The following is a 15715-nucleotide window of genomic DNA, read 5'->3' on the forward strand; positions in this document are numbered from 1 at the left end:
CTCCGCGTTCGCGTTCCCATGGTCTTACAGACCTTAGGGAGTGTCCGGCAGACGTCGCCCATCGCGAAAACGGATCAGGTGGAAGCGGCTCAGGTGAAGTCGAGTTCGCCCGTGCGGGTGCGCTTAAGCTCGAAGAAGTACGGATAGCTCGCCATCGCGAGCGCACCGTCGAAGACCTTGACCGCCTCCGCACCACGCGGAATGCGGGTGAGCACCGGTCCGAAGAACGCCACGCCGTCGATGTGAAGCGTCGGCGTGCCGACGTCCATGCCGACCGGGTCCATGCCCTCGTGGTGGCTCCGGCGCAGCGCCTCATCGTAGTCGGTCACGTCCGCGGCGTCGGCGAGCTCGGCGGGCAGGCCGACCTCGGCGAGCGCTTCCTTGATCGCGACGCTGTAGTCCTTGATGTCCTGGTTGTGGATCCGGGTGCCGAGCGCCGTGTAGAGGTCGCGTAGCACGCCCTCACCACTGTGCTGGGCGGCCGCGATGCACACGCGTACGGGTGCCCAGGCGCGGTCGAGCAGATCGCGGTACTCCTCGGACAGGTTCTCCCTGCCCTGGTTGAGCACCGACAGGCTCATCACCCGGAACCGCAGGTCGATGTCGCGCTGCTTCTCCACTTCCAGGATCCATCGGGAGGTGATCCACGCGAAGGGGCAGACGGGATCGAAGTAGAAGTCGACTTTGGGACGCTGCACGGTTTCCGTCATCAATGCTCTCCTGATTCGAACGGCCCTCGTTAGGAGCGGCGTGACCGGCCAGGCCGGTGCCGTGGTCCACCACCTGGGTTCGTCTCAAGCAAACCGCAGGGGGCCTCTCCTGATTCCCTCGGCGTTCCCGTAGGCGTTCCCGTAGGCGTTCCTGCAGAAGTTCCCGTAGGCGTTCCTGCAGAAGTTCCTCCGGCATTCCGATCGGCAGGCCTGCGGACAGGTTGTGGACAGGTCATGTACAGGCTGTGGACGGATCCGTAGGCAGTCTGTGGACGGGCTGTGGACGGGCCCGCGGGCGTCCCGTAGGCGGCATGCGCCGCCGGCCCACGGGTCTCGTCACGGCCGCTTGATGATCTTATGGCCGAGATTTATGGTTGCCGCCATGGAGCCATCAGATTTACTGGAGCGCGCCCGCTCCCGCTCGTCCGACCCCGCCGATCCCCTGGAGACCCTGTCGGCCGCGATCGCCCTCGGCATGGAGTCGCCCAGTGACGCGGACCCTCTGATCGACCTGGCCGTACGGCAGGCCCGCGATGCGGGATCGTCCTGGATCGCCATCATCGAGCGGTTCCGGATCGTCAGGCATCCGATCAGGCGGCGGCGCTTCACTCCGGCGTTCGCCCACCGCCACCTGGCCAACCGGCAGCGCAAGCGCGACGCCGCCTGCTCCTTCTGCCGGCGTCCGCCCGGCCCCCGGGTCCACATGGTCCACGGCGAGGGCGGCCGCATCTGCGACCGCTGCGTCGCCCTGGCCGGTCAGATCGTCGCGGAGCTCAACCGCCGCCGCGGGTGAACGGCCCCCGTTGAACAGGCGGCGGCCGCCGCGAGTCCGGCTCACGTGACGGCCAGCCGCCGGCCGTATCGCTCGTCCCGCCAGAGTTCCCTGCCGAGCACTTCCGCCAGCGTCGTCGCGGCGTCGTGGACGTCGACGTGCCGCACGTAGAGCGGAGCGAACCCGAACCGGATGATCTCCGGCTCCCGGTAGTCGCCCACGACCCCGCGATCCGCCAGCGCCCGGATCACCGGATAGCCATCGGCGTGACGATAGCTGACCTGGCTGCCCCGCCCGGCCGGATCGCGCGGCGTCACCAGCGCCACCTCCGGACACAGCGCGTCGATCAGCTCGATGAAGAGGGAGGTCAGCGCCACACTCTTGGCTCTGATCGCGGCCATGTCCACCCGCTCCCAGATGTCGAGCGATGCGCCCAGCGCGGCGTACGAAAGCACGGGCGGGCTGCCCACGGCGAATCGCCGTACCCCGGGGGCCGGCCGGTAGGTCGGCTCGAAGTCGAACGGCGCCGCGTGCCCGTGCCAGCCGGACACCACATTGTGCACGGCCTCCTGATGACGGGGAGCCACGTAGATGTACGCGGGCGCCCCCGGGCCGCCGTTCAGGTACTTGTACGTGCAGCCGACCGCGAGGTCGATCTCCCCCACCTCGACGGGCACGACGCCCGCGCTGTGGCACAGATCCCAGATCATCAACGCACCCGCCGAGTGGACCCGGGCGGTCACCGCGGCCATGTCGTGCATCGCGCCGGTGCGATAGTCGACGTGGGAGAGCAGGACCAGCGCCACGTCGTCGTCGAGCGCGTCCTCCAGCGAGCCGCCGTTCCCGCCGATGTCCCTGATCTCGTACGGCCCCAGCACACGGGCCGCACCCTCGACCACATAGCGATCGGTCGGAAAGTTGTCCAGGTCGGAGACGATGACGCGGCGGCCCGGCCGCAGCGGCAGCGCCGCCGTCACGGCCTTGAAGATGTTCACCGAGGTGGAGTCGCCGGCGAGCACGTCGCCCGGCCGGGCTCCGATCAGGGGCGCGATCCGGTCGCCCGTCGTCTGGGGCAGGTCCCACCAGCCCGCGGTGTTCCAGCTCGCACCGAGATGCACGCCCCATTCGGTCTCGACGGTGTGGGCGACCCGCTCGGGGGTCCGCCGGGGCAGTGCGCCGAGCGAGTTTCCGAGGAGGTAGATGACCCCGGGGGGCAGCGAGAACTCCTCCCTGAAGTCCTTCAGCGGGTCCTCCGCGTCGAGGGCCTGGCATTCAGCACGGGTGATGGCCACAGGTCGGCTCCCTTGGTTGCTGCGGTTATGTCCATAAATAACCCCTTATGGGCCGATCTGGCCAGATGGCCACGCCGGGGCGCGACAGGGGCGGGCGGGCGGAGAACCCATAAGGATCAATGCGGCCAAGACAGCGTCGCGGTAACGGACGGCTATAACCCCCAGAGATCACCACATGAGCACGATGCTCTCAAAATAAGCACGGGACCAACGACAGACTCTGTGCAATCGTGGACAGGACGGGGCAAGTTCTCTGGAGACGCCAATCCCCGTTGGTGACAGAGGGTGATCAAAAGTGACGGAGTCCCCCGTGCCCCCACCGCCCCCGGTACCCCCGAGGCATCAGGATTCACCGGTCTATCGCCGCATCGCCGATCGCCTGCGCGATCAGATCCTCTCCGGCGCCCTGGACGACGGGGATCGACTACCCGGTGAGAACGCGCTCATGGCCGAATACGGCATAGCCCGGGCGACCGCGCGCCAGGCGCTCGCCGTACTGATCAACGAGGGTCTGGCCGTACCGCGGCGCGGTTCCGGAGTGTATGTCCGATTGTTCCGCCCGATCCGCCGGCACGGATCACGGCGGCTCGCGAGAGAGCAGTGGGGTCAGGGTCGGGCCATCTGGGACTCCGACACACCCGGCCGGGCCTACGCTGTGGACGAGCTTGATCTCCGGCGGGAACCCGCGAGCACGGCGGTCTCCCGAGCGCTGAGGTGTGACGAGGTGTGGGTGCGAAGCCGTCGCTATTCCGTGGACGGACGGCCCGTGCAGCTCGCGACCTCGTACTTCCCCGCCGACATCGTCGAGGGAAGCCCGATAACGCTGCCGGACACCGGACCGGGAGGCGTGTACGCCCGCCTCGGCGATCTCGGCTACCCGCCCGTGCATTTCACCGAGGAGGTGCGTGCGCGGATGCCGCAGCCGAGGGAGGCCAAGCTGCTGGGGCTCCCGGCGGGCACCCCGATCATCGTCATCTCCAGAATCGCCTTCGCCTCCGGAGGCGTACCGGTCGAACTGAACGAGATGACCCTCGACTCCGCCTCGTACGTGCTGCAGTACGACTTCGACGCGTGACGCCGCCGGCTTCCTGGTGATCACTCTCCGATGTAGTGGAAGCCCGGCTTGGGGTGCATGAGGAAGTCATGGTGGGAGATGTTCCACGCGTACGCTCCCGCCATGGTGAACTCCACGACGTCGCCGGGCTTCAGACCGACGGGGACGCGCCGGGCCAGTACGTCCTTCGGGGTGCAGAGCTGGCCGACGATCGTGATCGGTTCGCCGGACTCCGCGACGACCATGGGCTGGCTGTGCCCCCTGGTCGCCGGGGTCCGGATGTGGTGGGTGCCGCCCGCCACCACCGCGAACAGCTCGCCGTGGACGCGCTTGACGTCGATCACACGGGTCACGTAACGCCCGCAGTAGACGGCGAGCGACCGACCCGGCTCCACCCTGAGCACCTCGCCAGGATGGCGCAGCTCGGCGAGGCCCCTGCCGTACGTCTGCCAGTCGAAGCGCAGGTCGGGATCGGTGTAGGAGACCGACATCCCGCCGCCCAGGTTGATCTCGATCGTCTGGTCGGCCCCGGTGGTCCGTTCACCTCTGGCGGAGCGGCCGGAGCCGATGCCGCCGTCGACGCCGGCGGAGCGATCGACCCCGGTGTCCACGGCGATCCCAGTGTCCACGGCGATCCCGATGTCGACCGCAGCCCCGGTATCGACGGCAACCCCGGTAGAGCCGCCGATGCCGGGGGAGCGGCCGTCACGGGGCTCGGTGAGGCCGAGCCCGCGGACGTAGTCGAGCGTGGCCGCGGCCAGCTCCAACATCCGGTGCGCGTCAAGACCACTCGCCAGATGCGCGTGGATCCCCCGGAGCCGGACCGCGTGCTGACGGCCGAGCAGCTCCAGGCATTCCGCGATGCTCCCCGGGTCCATCCCGAAGGGAGTGGCGCCCCCGCCCATCGCCAGCGCAGCGCCGTCGAGGGGGAGATCGAGGTTGACCCGTAACAGCACGTCGGCTGAGCGCCCGGACGCGATCAGACGGCGAAGGTCACCCGGGCTCTCCACGTGGAGCCGGGTGACCGGGCTGAGCAGCTCCTCGTCCGTTTTCCCGGGACCGCCGAGCGCGACCGGCATGTCAGGATGCAGCCCACGAACATGGGCCAGCTCCCCACCCGACGAGACTTCGAAGCCGTCGACGTGGCGCGCGAGCACCTTCAGCAGTTCGGGGTCGGGATTCGCCTTGACCGCGTAATAGAGTTCGACGTCGCCGAGAGCGTCCTTCACGGCCTGCACATGGACGTCCAGCTCCGCCAGGTCGTACACGAAGGCGGGCAGTCGCCCGGCCGACCCCGGTTCGTACGCCCACGACCGCTTCGGAGCCTTCCCCTGAGACCAAGTCTGCCGTTCTGTCGTCATATTTCCCCCGACCGTGTCCGTACGAGATGTGACCGATAGGTTGACCTGACCATTCCGATCATTGATTTCTCTAGAGATGTCCCGCACCTTGGTGAGAGAAGTCAAGAACAGCCGCACGTTCAGGCGAGGGAAGGTGACGGATGCCCTTTGACCGGCACCTTACCGAGATTGCCCGGGACTTTCCGGAATGGACAATTTGGCGGAGTGACGCAGGCCGATGGTGGGCCACTCGGCATCGTCCGCTCACACCGGCCCAACGAAGTGCCGGATGCGCGATGGCGGTCGACGCCGACGAGGCCGACGGGCTGCGTCAGCAGCTTCACGATCAGGAGCGACGCGCGGCTGCCGCCAACCCATGAGCGCGGAAGCCCCCGACCCGATCGGGGGCGGGGGCTTCCGCTACCAGAGACTCGCTGAATCGCCATCCAGACGGTGATGCCCAGACGGTGATGCCCAGACGGTGATGCCCAGACCGTGATGCCATCCGCCATGCCAGATCTGTTACACCAGATCTGTTACGCCAGATCGCCTGGCCGGAAGGCGACGCGTACGCGCGGCCGCATCAACGGCGCTTGGGCTCCTGCCGGGGAGTGCCTGACAAATACCACCCGGTCGCGAGCAGCGGGATCCAGGCGAACGCATCGCAAGGCGGAGCAGGAGCCGATAACAGCGTTATCGGCGACGTCTGCGCCGAGTGAAGCAGGCGCGGCCCGGGTCATGCGCGGCACGGCGGGATCTGTCAGACACCACCTAGTCGGATGCTCGACGGGCCCGGCCGAAATCGACGTCGGTGTCCTCCACCACCACGGACTCCGCCGTCATCGCGTCCGTCATCACCTGGTCCGCGTCAGCGGAAGCCTGCTCCCCCTGTCGCGTGTCCTCCACGATCACCCGCAGATCCACTTCTTCAGCGGCTGCGGCATGACCCCGAATGTCCGCGACGTCGTCGGCCGGCCCCACCGGTGCGGGCGAGGACTGGTCCTCTTCAGAAGCGACCGATCCGCCCTGCTGATGAGCCTGCTGCTGGTAGGGCTGGTACGGCATGGGCGGCAGGACGGCGGCCTCGTCGATCAGCGGCCCCGCGGCCGCCTCCCGCTGCAGCAGGTCGCCCAGAACCGTACCGATCTCGTTGAGGCGGCGCATCACCTCGGTGTGCGTGTCGGTCAGGTAGGCCACGCGACGACCCGTGTGTTCGTCGAGTGTCGCCACGCGCTGCTGTGCCGCGCCGAGAATGGCGTCGGCGTGAGAACGCGTCTCGCTGAGCAGGCGGTCGGCCTCGTCCCGTGCCTTCTGCCGGGTCTCCTCGGCCTCGGCCCGTGCCGTGGTCAGAGTCTCCTCGGCGTCCGCACCGGCCTGCGCCAGAAGCCGTTCTGCGGTGGCGGTCGCATCGGCGATCCGACGCTCGGCCTCCTCCTGCGCCGCTCCCCTGATGGCCTCGGCCTGCTCTCGCGCCGACGTCACCAGCCGCTCGGCCTCGGTTACCGCGTTGTCGTGCAGCCTGGCCGCCTCCGCCTCGGACGCCTGCTTGTTGGCCGCGGCCTCCTCATGGGCGAGCTTGAGGATCTGGCTCAGCCTCTCGCCGAGTTCGTCGGGGTTCTGTGGCGACTCCGTCAGCTTGCGCCGGGCCTCGGCGAGCTCGAGACGGCTCTGCTCGGCCTGGTCGATCGTGCGGGCGAGCCGCTCCTCCAGGTCTCGGATCTGGTTGCGGGTCCGGACCATGTAGTCGTGAACCTGGCGGCGGCTGTACCCGCGCATCACCACTTCGAAGGAGTCGTCGCTCATCAGGTCGGGGAAGTTGTCGGTCTGATTCGTCATCGGCAAGCCCTGGGAGTTGGAAGGTAACGACGGAACGCCCGTCCGGACACGACTTTCCTGCTATCCGACCTCCCTCGCAACCTGAACGCCGCACCTCCCGAAGAATCACCACCGTTCGGGCATCAGACGCCACGGTCGGAAGGGGCGACAGGTAGCGGGTTTCGACAGGCGCAGGGGGCGGACGAACCCCGCGACGACGACCGGCGAGGGAGCCGGTTCCGGAAGACGCCTTCGGCCATCCCGAGGGTGACGGCCCATGGACGAGAGCCCGTGGACACCACCCGGTGGAACCTCCCATCTGTGGCTCCTGATCGACACCCGATCAGCGGCACCCGATCGGCGACGTCCGATCGGCCGCACTTGATCGGTGACATCTGATCAGCCGCACGTGATCGGTGAGATCTGATCAGTGACATCTGATCAGCGGAATCGATCTTGACCCGAGATGTCCACAGCCTCGCGGCATCCCCCTGCACGCACCCCGAGACACGGAGTAAACATCTCTTTTGATCCACCATCACACATCCCCCAATCCCTCATTTCCGACATCAAGTGCATCCGTTGCAAACTCCGTTTATATCTCATAATTATTTTCAATTAAGCGGCGAAAAATGTTGCTGTTCCCTTGCCTTTCGTGAGACTATTAGTACAGATTTTCGATGCAGCAGTGCTCACGAGAAGTCAGGAAGGGGGATGCATGGAGCCGGCGGAGCTGACCCAGCCACTCGGACCGTTCGATTCGGGTACGCCGCCTTTCCGGACTCGGTCGCTGCTGGGTCCTGAGTGGTGGGCCGCAGTGCGGGCCGAGGCGTCGGCGCGTGCGTCTGCCCGCTCCTCCGGCGGTCGGCAAGGGGCCGCGTCGTGGTCCGGCTGGCCCGACTGGCTCGCCGCCGTTCCCGCCGTTCCCGCTGTTTCCCTCGCCCGTACGCTCCTGGAGAGTGTGTCTTCCGGCCGGGTGGTGCATGGCGGCTCCGGTGATACCGGCTCTGTCGATGGTGCCTCCGCTGGTACGGCTTCAACGGCGGATGCTCCTCCGGCGCACGTCGACGACCGTGACAATGACGCCCGATGGCGGCGTATCCGGGAGACTGCGGATACCCCGTCCAGTGGCTCCTCGCATGGCGTCTCGAGTGATGCTCCGGGCGCTTCCGAGGCCGGCACCACGGGTGATACTTCGGACGCTTCCGAGGACGGCCCCTCACGTGATGCCCCGGATGGTCCTTCGGACGGTCCCGCAGCTGATGCTGCAAGCGGCCCCGCGAGCGGTTCCCCCGGTGACTCTCCAGATGGTGCTTCAGCCGCTTCGACGGCCGGTCCCGGGGGTGATTCTCCGGGCGGTGTCGCGGACGGCACCTCGGACGCCCCTTCCGAGGGTGCCTCGGGTGACGCTCCGGATGGCTCTTCGGACGGTCCCGCAGCTGATGGTTCAAGCGGTTACACGGACGGTTCTTCGGACGGCTTGGGCGATGGGTGTGCGGCGGGTTCCACGGACGCGGTGGGCGCGGTGGATGTGGACGGGGTGTTGTCGTGGCCGTTGGTGAGTCAGGTGCGGGAGGCCGCGCTGGCGGTGGCGGTGACTCCTGTCCCGGAGGCGGTGGAGGTGTGCCTGGCGCAGCTGGAGGAGCTGGCGTTCGCGCGGGACCGGCTGGAGGCGGCGATCGCTCTGCGTGCCGGGCGGGTGCACGCGGCCGGGGCGGCCCGGCAGGCGGGACACGCCTCGACGAGGACGTGGCTGCGGTCGGTGTGCGGGATGAGCCGCCGGGCGGCTTACCGCACCGTGGCCCTGGGCGTCGAGCTGGAACGCCTGCCTGAGGTGCGGGCACGCTTCGCCGCCGGGAACCTGGCCGAGGCGGTGGTCTCGGCGATCTGCGCGGCCACCACCGGGCTGAGCGATGCGGACGCGGTCAAGGCCGAGACGATCCTGCTGGAGCTGGCCGATTCCGCCGGGCCGCAGGAGATCGCCAAAGCGGGACGGTATCTCCGCGCGGTGCTGGACCCCGATGGGGAGCTCCGGGATGCCGGTGCCGATGACGATGCCCGGTTCCTGCTGGTGCGGGAGACCGATGCCGGCGGGGTGGAGGGGGAGTTCCGTCTGCCGCGGGAGGCCGCCGCCCGGCTGCGGGCGCTGCTGGACGCCTACGCCAGGCCCAAGGCGCAGGGGGATGACCGGCCGCTGCGGGTCCGTAACGCCGACGCGCTGATCGCGCTGCTGGAACAGCAGATCACCACCGAACTCCTGGTGTTGATCAACGCCGAATCCCTCCCCGACGACCCCACCCCTCACGGCACCACTCCCAGCGAGTCCGCACCCGGCGATGCGAGGCTCAGCGACACCCCACCCGGCAGCACCCCACCGGGCGATACCCCGCCCACAGACAGCTCGTCCGGGGACGCCACGCCCGACGACGCGAGGCTCGGCGACACCGCGTCCGACGACGCCCAGCCCGGCGATGCCGCTCCCGGCGACACCGTGCCTGGTGACATCGCGTCTGAAAACGCCGCGCCCGGTGACGCCACGCCGGGTGACACCGTCCGGAGCGATGGCCCGGCGCGTGCGACCGGCAAGGCGACCGGCCCGGAGACCCGCGAGGACACCGACGAAGACCCCGGTGGGGACCCCGGCCCTGATCACACGCCCGACCCCGCTCCCGAGCCTGCTCTCGAATCCGCCCCCGAGCCCGCTTCCGGCTTCATTCCCGGAGCCCTTCCCGGGACCGGCCACGGAGGCGGCCGTGGGGACGCCGCTCCAGGCGATGATCCCCCCTGCGGACAGGACCCCGGGCAACCCACCGAGAGGTCAGCCGAACCACGCCGGACCTCCGTCCACCCTGCCCCCAGGAGCGGTGACAAGCCCAGCGCTTTCACCGAGACCGGAAGCACTGACCAGCCGGCGACCGAGAACCACACGGAAATCCGCACGGGAACCCGCACGGGAACCCGCACCCGGATCGACCACTGGGCCGGCGAAGACGATGACACCGCGAACACCACTCCCACCGGCGCCGCCGTCGACTCCCACCGAACAAACCCCATCACCGAAGACCCCGGCAGCGGAGACCCCCATAGGAGCGGCACTGGCAGAGGCGACCCCACCACCGGCGACCTCAACAGCGGCAATCCCCGTGGGGGCATGGGAGCCGGCGGCAGAGGAACCGGAAACGTGGACGCCGGGGGTGCGAACACCGGCGGGCCCGGGGATGCGGGATGCGAGGCCGGGGACCGGCGGTGGCAGTCGGTGCTGCGCACCCTGCCCGGGCTGCTGCTGTCCACCGGACACCTGCTGCCGATCACCGACATCCACCGCCTGGCCCGCACCTCCACCCTCGTCCGCCTGGTCATGAACGCCGACGGACAGGTCCTGGACATGGGCCGCAAAACCCGCCTGGCCACCCCCGCCCAACGCCGCGCCATCGCCGCCCGCTACGACACCTGCTGGGTGAAAGGCTGCCCGCTCCCGGCAAGCATGTGCCAAGTCGACCACCTCGACAACTGGAGCGAAGGCGGCCACACCGACCTGGCCAGACTCGGCCCCGCCTGCCAATTCCACAACCGCGACCGCTACCTGCACCCCGACCGCTACCGACGCCGCCAGATCGGCCCCGACCGCTGGGAATTCACCTACATCGGCCCCTCACCCACCAGAAAACACCGACGTGAGCCGACACCGCCTCCGTGTGAACGGCGGCCCGGCCGAGACGCGGTCCCGCATGCCCTTGATCAGCTTTCCCCATATGGGTCACGGCCGTCGTGAGAAGATGCCGCGACGGGCTGCTCACGGTGCCCATGGAATCATGGCGACATGCCGTACATAGCTGGTCTGGACGACGACGACACTCCGATCATTCATCCCGAGGCGTGGGTGGCGCCGGGCGCGGTGGTGGTCGGGCGGGTGCGGCTCGATCGGGGGTCCAACGTCTGGTACGGCTCCGTGTTGCGGGGCGACGACGAGCGGATCGAGGTCGGCGCGGACTGCAACATTCAGGATCTGTGCTGTCTTCATGCGGACCCCGGGGAGCCCGCGATCCTGGACGAGCGGGTAAGCCTGGGCCACCGCGCGATGGTCCACGGTGCCAGGGTGGAGACTGGGGCACTCATCGGGATCGGCGCTGTCGTGCTCGGTGGCGCGGTGATCGGAGCGGGTTCTCTGGTCGCGGCCGGAGCCGTGGTCCCACCGGGCAGGAAGATCCCAGCCGGCGTCCTGGCCGCCGGGATTCCCGTGAAGATCGTCCGTGAACTCACCGACGACGATCGGGCCTCCTTCGCCCGAACGCCGGAGCGGTACCGGGCCAAGGCACGCCGCCATTCGCAGGCCGTGGAGTTGTGATGCGCCTCGCGTTGGGGCCGTCGTGAGACCCGAGCCGCTTTCATAAGGCGGGCTTTCCTCAAACGGACCCTCACTCCGGCTGACTCCGCTCCGGCTGACTCCGCTCCGACCGGCTCGGCTCCGACCGCCTTCGGCGCAGCGAAGTCGGCGCGGGCTATAGAACGCGGGCTTTCATGATGAGTGTTCCGACCAGCGGCCTGTGGTCGGAAAGCTCAGGCCGAGTCTTGATCACCTGGGCACCCGCCATACGGTAGTCGTCCTCGCTGGCGAAGATGTAGTCGATCTTTCGGCCACCCCTGGTCGTGGGTGTGGCCGTCTGCTCGGTTTCGCCAGGCGGCACCGCATCCACCTCGGTGTATTCGCCCTTGCCCAGGCCGAGGCCGTACACGGGAGTGAGCTGGCGGTCTTCGGGCAGACGGTTGAAGTCACCGCTCAGGATCACCGGACTGCGGCGGGCGTACCGTGCGACGATGTCGATCACCTGTCGGGGGGACTCGGTGTCCGAGATGTGTGTCACGCAGCACACCGAGCGGCGGGGGCCAACGGTGGTTCGCGCGCATAGCAGGCCACGCGGGTGAATCGTGGCGTCCTCGCGGGCCGGAGCCCGATCCACCCTGAGCATCCGCCGCAGCGGAGCACCGTCGACGCGGCCTTTCAGCACGAGGGCCATCCCGAAGCGCTTTCCATCCGGCGGCGTCGTCTTCGTGGCGAGGAGGTCGCTCCAGAGCCGGCGGCATTTGTTCCCGCCACCCCGGGCTATGCCGTGCCAGACCATCCGGTAGTGGGGAAGCTCGCGCTTCAGGAGGTTCACCTGGGCGTAGCACATCTCAGTGAAGGACGCGACGTCCACCTTCCGGCTTTTGATGAGCCCGGCCACCCGGCTCGCCCACAGCTTTCGCCGTGCCCGGGTCAGGTCGCGGGTGCAGGTGCCGTCCCGGTTGTCGGCCGCGCAGACGTTATAAGTCAGCACGTTGACCCGGTGTCCGCCGGCCCCGGCCTCGTTCTGGGGTCTGTCACCGACACTGCCGCCGGCCCGTTCGTCAGCCCTGCCACCGACACGACCACCGACCCGGCCATCAGTCCTGTCGTCTGTCCCGCCATCAGTCCTGCCGTCAGCCCTGCTGTCGGTCCTGCCGTCGGTGGCCCCGGAGCGTCCGGGCGCTCCCCGGGCACCGGCGTGCTCGACGGTCGTGGTGCAGGCCATCGTCATCGAGATGACCGCGAAACCGGCGAGCACCATCGGCCACCCCGACCGGTTATGAGCGACATATCCCCCCATAACCGGTGACATAGCCAGAAATCGATCACCCCACCCAGGCGCCAGTGGTGAAATTTCCGACATTGATTGCCATGACCGGTGCCGCAACCGATAGGTAGGCCATGAAGACCCAGGGCTTTCGCGCTCCGGTGATGCCGATCGACAGGTAGAGCGGCCACCACAGCAGCGAGGCCCGGCCCACCGACATGTAGAAGGACGACATCGCGAGTAGCGCGACGGCCTGCGGCGCGAGATAGGCCAGCTCGGCCCACCGGCGACGGACGAGTTGCCAGATGATCAGCACCACCAGCACGGCGGCCGCCAGGATCTCCTCACGATAGGACGTCTGCAGGCTTACCGGATCTTCCATTGAGCGCTGCCACGTGTTCTTGAGCACCGTCCAGGGCAGTTCCGCGTAGCGACCCCAGTACTCCGCCTCGACGTGCTTCCACTCCAGCGGGTTTCCGGTACGACCCCACAAATAGAGCATGTAGGCCAGCACCGGGACCCCCGGCAGCGCCAGCCACGGGATCTTGCGCCAGCCGACGCCGCGCAGGCCGTTGCGTGCGACGAGGAACATCACGGCCAGGCCGAGGGCGAGGAAGAGTCCGGAGATGCGGACACACGACGCGAAGGCCGCGCAGACGACCGCGGCTTCCCAGCGGCCCCGGCGGGCCAGCAGCCACGCGGGGATCGCCAGCGCGAGGAACGGCGCCTCCGAATACCCCGCGAGCATGAACACCGCGAAGGGGCTGAGGAAGAACGCCAGCACGGTCCAGACGCCGCTGCCCTCGCGGTACGACTCGCTCAGCCGCGACAGCGCCACCGCCACGACGGCGCTCGCGACGAACGAGACCAGGACGATCGCGAGGCTCCAGTCCTCGATGACCACATGCATGGAGCGCAGAAGCAGTGGCAGGCCCGGGAAGAAGGCGGTGAGCTTCGGTGCGTCGGGCATGTCCGGCGGGCCGTCATAGCCGTACTGGGCGATGGCGATGAAATTGTCGGAGTCCCACGGCGTGAGCCGGTCGAGGATGGGAGCCTCTGTACGGCCTGGGGCCGCCAGCACCATGTAGATGTACGTGGCGACGTGCCAGAAGAACCAGATGAGCAGGGCCGTACGGTCACCCGGGTGTGACAGCACCCGGGACGACATCCGGGACGAAGACGACATGGCGCTGGAGATGCGTGATGACGGGCCGGGCTTCGGCGGCGGGTCGACCCGCCCGCCGTCAGGCTTCGCCGCGCCCTCCGCGCTCACGCCGTCGGCAACCGTGCTCTCCGGCGCGGCATCGCCGGAGACCGTCTCCTGCTCGGACCCCCTGCGCTGAATCTCCGTCACGATGGCCTATTCCACAGGTCGGGAAAGGGTTATGCCAAGAGGTTACGATCACTTTGTGGTCGCCCGTCGCCCCTTTCGGCATTCTGGCAGGTCAACCTGTTTGCACTATATGAAACTTGCAGCGCGGAACCACCGGCGAACCACCGAGGCAGCGCCGCAGCGGTGCCGTGGAGTGCCGTGGAGTGCCGTGGAGTGCCGTCGACAGTGCCATGGAGTGCCATGGAGTGCCATGGAGTGCCATTGACAGTGCCGCCGACAAGGCCGTGACAGTGCCGCACGACCACCGCCGAACTAGCATGGCCGCGTGTGGTGGGACGGGTTCACGGCGACGGAACGGGATGTTCGCGCCATAGTCGGTGATCCGCGCTGGATCACGCTTCCCCCGATCACGAAGAACCAGGCCATCGCCCAGCGCGTGCTGAGCACTCCGGACGGCTCACGGTGGGTGTTCGGCGCGTATGCCCGGTGGTACAGGCTCAACAGCACGGACGGCCACTGGCATCTGTCCGCTCCTCCGTCGCATCCCGCGATCCGGTCGGCAGCGCGCCCGGAAGCACCCGGAGCACCAGGAATGCGCGTGGCACCGGGAGTATTCGGAACGCCGATACCGCCGGTGCCGCCCCAGTTGATCCCCACGGGTCCCGACTTCGCCTACGACCGGGGGTCCACCCAGGCGTTCGTGGGGCCTGACGTGCCGTATGACGTCACCGAGGGGATCCGGGTGCTGATCAAGACCCATCGGGGCGCACCGCTCGATGAGTTCCCCCTGACCGGAGGGTTCGGGGAGGTCTTCGCCCGGGACGTCACCGGAACGATCGCGGCCATCTGGGGCACGATCATGTGGTGCGCCTACGCGCCCGCCTTCGACGGCAACGAGGTGCTGCTGTCGACTTTCGGCGAGTTCATCACCCGGCCGCTACCGGGTGACGACTGGGTGCGCTGGCTGCCGATGGGATCATTCGACGCTCTCGTGACCATCTTCACCGAGCGGATGCGGTCGGGAGCCGAGCAGGCCGGCCTCCACCTGGCGAGTGTGATGGCCGAGACCGCGGCCGTGCTGCGCGCTGACGCCCGGTTCCGCCCCCGGGCCGACGCCCTGCTCGCGATGGTCGGACCGCTCTCCGCCCAGCCCTGGCTCGACCACCAGGCTCTTCATGCGGGTGCCGTACGGCAGGCCTGGCTGGCACGCTGTCCGCCGCACCTGGTCGCGGCGACGCTGCCCGAGCTCTCGGCCGGAGACCACTTCCGGCACAGCCTGTACGACATGGTGGAGGCGCTGGGCTACCTCGCCGTGCGGGGGATCGATCCCAGAACGGCCGCCGCCGCCCTGCTCGCCGCCGACGTGGCGGGGGTGTGCGGCACAGCGGAACCACACTGGGCGCCCGGCGCCTCCGGCACCGCCGATATCGTGACGCGCATCTACCCGTGGATCGACGACGAGTTGCGGGACGCGCTGTACAGCGCGCTTTCGGATCCACGGCATCCCCTGCGCGGGTGCTGGCCGCGAAACGGCGTCCTCCCGGTCGGGATTCTTCCCCCGGACCGCGACACCGCGGCCGCGCTGCTCGGCTCCGCCTACGCCACCGGGTTGGCCTGGTGCCGGCTCACCGGCACGTCCACCCCGACGAACGGCTTCGCCGTCTGCCGTGCGGTCGTCCAATGCCTGATCCACGAGCGGGACGATCCACTTCCCCCGACGTGGGCGGGGTCATAGCCGCACGACCTCAAGATCGGAGAGTTGGTGATATTTCCGTCTTACCCGCTTAGCAATCCTTTCTCACCATCAC

11 protein-coding genes are annotated in these 15715 nt (G+C 68.5%); 5 read left to right on the forward strand and 6 right to left on the reverse strand.

Annotated features, from left to right (window positions below; genetic code table 11):
* Positions 1 to 89: 89 nt before the first annotated feature.
* On the reverse strand, positions 90 to 710 hold the full coding sequence (locus ACQP1K_RS26700) for a mycothiol-dependent nitroreductase Rv2466c family protein (RefSeq protein WP_433498437.1): 621 nt from the start codon (positions 708 to 710) through the stop codon (positions 90 to 92).
* Between the two features lie 382 nt (positions 711 to 1092).
* Between ACQP1K_RS26700 and ACQP1K_RS26705 the strand changes: the two genes are divergently transcribed.
* The gene (locus tag ACQP1K_RS26705; RefSeq protein WP_433498438.1) at positions 1093 to 1503 is read left to right on the forward strand and encodes a ClpX C4-type zinc finger protein; all 411 of its coding nucleotides are present in this window, start codon (positions 1093 to 1095) and stop codon (positions 1501 to 1503) included.
* A 41-nt stretch (positions 1504 to 1544) separates the two neighbouring features.
* On the opposite strand, the gene kynU is transcribed toward ACQP1K_RS26705, so the two are convergent.
* Positions 1545 to 2774 (reverse strand): kynureninase, encoded by a 1230-nt coding sequence (gene kynU / locus ACQP1K_RS26710; RefSeq protein WP_433498439.1) that lies wholly within the window; start codon positions 2772 to 2774, stop codon positions 1545 to 1547.
* Between the two features lie 295 nt (positions 2775 to 3069).
* Between kynU and ACQP1K_RS26715 the strand changes: the two genes are divergently transcribed.
* Positions 3070 to 3849 (forward strand): GntR family transcriptional regulator, encoded by a 780-nt coding sequence (locus ACQP1K_RS26715; RefSeq protein ID WP_433498440.1) that lies wholly within the window; start codon positions 3070 to 3072, stop codon positions 3847 to 3849.
* A 20-nt stretch (positions 3850 to 3869) separates the two neighbouring features.
* On the opposite strand, the gene ACQP1K_RS26720 is transcribed toward ACQP1K_RS26715, so the two are convergent.
* Both ACQP1K_RS26720 and ACQP1K_RS26725 read right to left on the reverse strand, forming a co-directional pair.
* The gene (locus ACQP1K_RS26720) at positions 3870 to 5189 is read right to left on the reverse strand and encodes a type III PLP-dependent enzyme (protein WP_433498441.1); all 1320 of its coding nucleotides are present in this window, start codon (positions 5187 to 5189) and stop codon (positions 3870 to 3872) included.
* A 750-nt stretch (positions 5190 to 5939) separates the two neighbouring features.
* Positions 5940 to 7004: a hypothetical protein gene (locus ACQP1K_RS26725; RefSeq protein WP_433498442.1), complete on the reverse strand. Its 1065-nt coding sequence runs from the start codon at positions 7002 to 7004 to the stop codon at positions 5940 to 5942.
* A 1495-nt stretch (positions 7005 to 8499) separates the two neighbouring features.
* Here ACQP1K_RS26725 and ACQP1K_RS26730 point away from each other — a divergent pair.
* Positions 8500 to 10755: a DUF222 domain-containing protein gene (locus ACQP1K_RS26730; protein ID WP_433498443.1), complete on the forward strand. Its 2256-nt coding sequence runs from the start codon at positions 8500 to 8502 to the stop codon at positions 10753 to 10755.
* A 48-nt stretch (positions 10756 to 10803) separates the two neighbouring features.
* Entirely contained in the window at positions 10804 to 11328 is a 525-nt protein-coding gene (locus ACQP1K_RS26735) for a gamma carbonic anhydrase family protein (RefSeq protein WP_433498444.1), read from the forward strand.
* A gap of 154 nt (positions 11329 to 11482) precedes the next feature.
* On the opposite strand, the gene ACQP1K_RS26740 is transcribed toward ACQP1K_RS26735, so the two are convergent.
* Together ACQP1K_RS26740 and ACQP1K_RS26745 are read right to left on the reverse strand one after the other, a co-directional pair.
* Positions 11483 to 12568 carry an endonuclease/exonuclease/phosphatase family protein gene (locus ACQP1K_RS26740; protein ID WP_433498445.1) on the reverse strand — a complete coding sequence of 362 codons (1086 nt, stop codon included), beginning with the start codon at positions 12566 to 12568 and terminating at the stop codon, positions 11483 to 11485.
* A 64-nt stretch (positions 12569 to 12632) separates the two neighbouring features.
* Positions 12633 to 13928: a mannosyltransferase family protein gene (locus ACQP1K_RS26745; protein WP_433498446.1), complete on the reverse strand. Its 1296-nt coding sequence runs from the start codon at positions 13926 to 13928 to the stop codon at positions 12633 to 12635.
* Between the two features lie 571 nt (positions 13929 to 14499).
* Here ACQP1K_RS26745 and ACQP1K_RS26750 point away from each other — a divergent pair.
* Positions 14500 to 15642, forward strand: coding sequence for a hypothetical protein (locus tag ACQP1K_RS26750; protein WP_433498447.1), 1143 nt, complete (start codon positions 14500 to 14502; stop codon positions 15640 to 15642).
* Positions 15643 to 15715: the final 73 nt, after the last annotated feature.

This window comes from Sphaerimonospora sp. CA-214678 (assembly GCF_050942215.1).
Lineage (GTDB): Bacteria > Actinomycetota > Actinomycetes > Streptosporangiales > Streptosporangiaceae > Sphaerimonospora.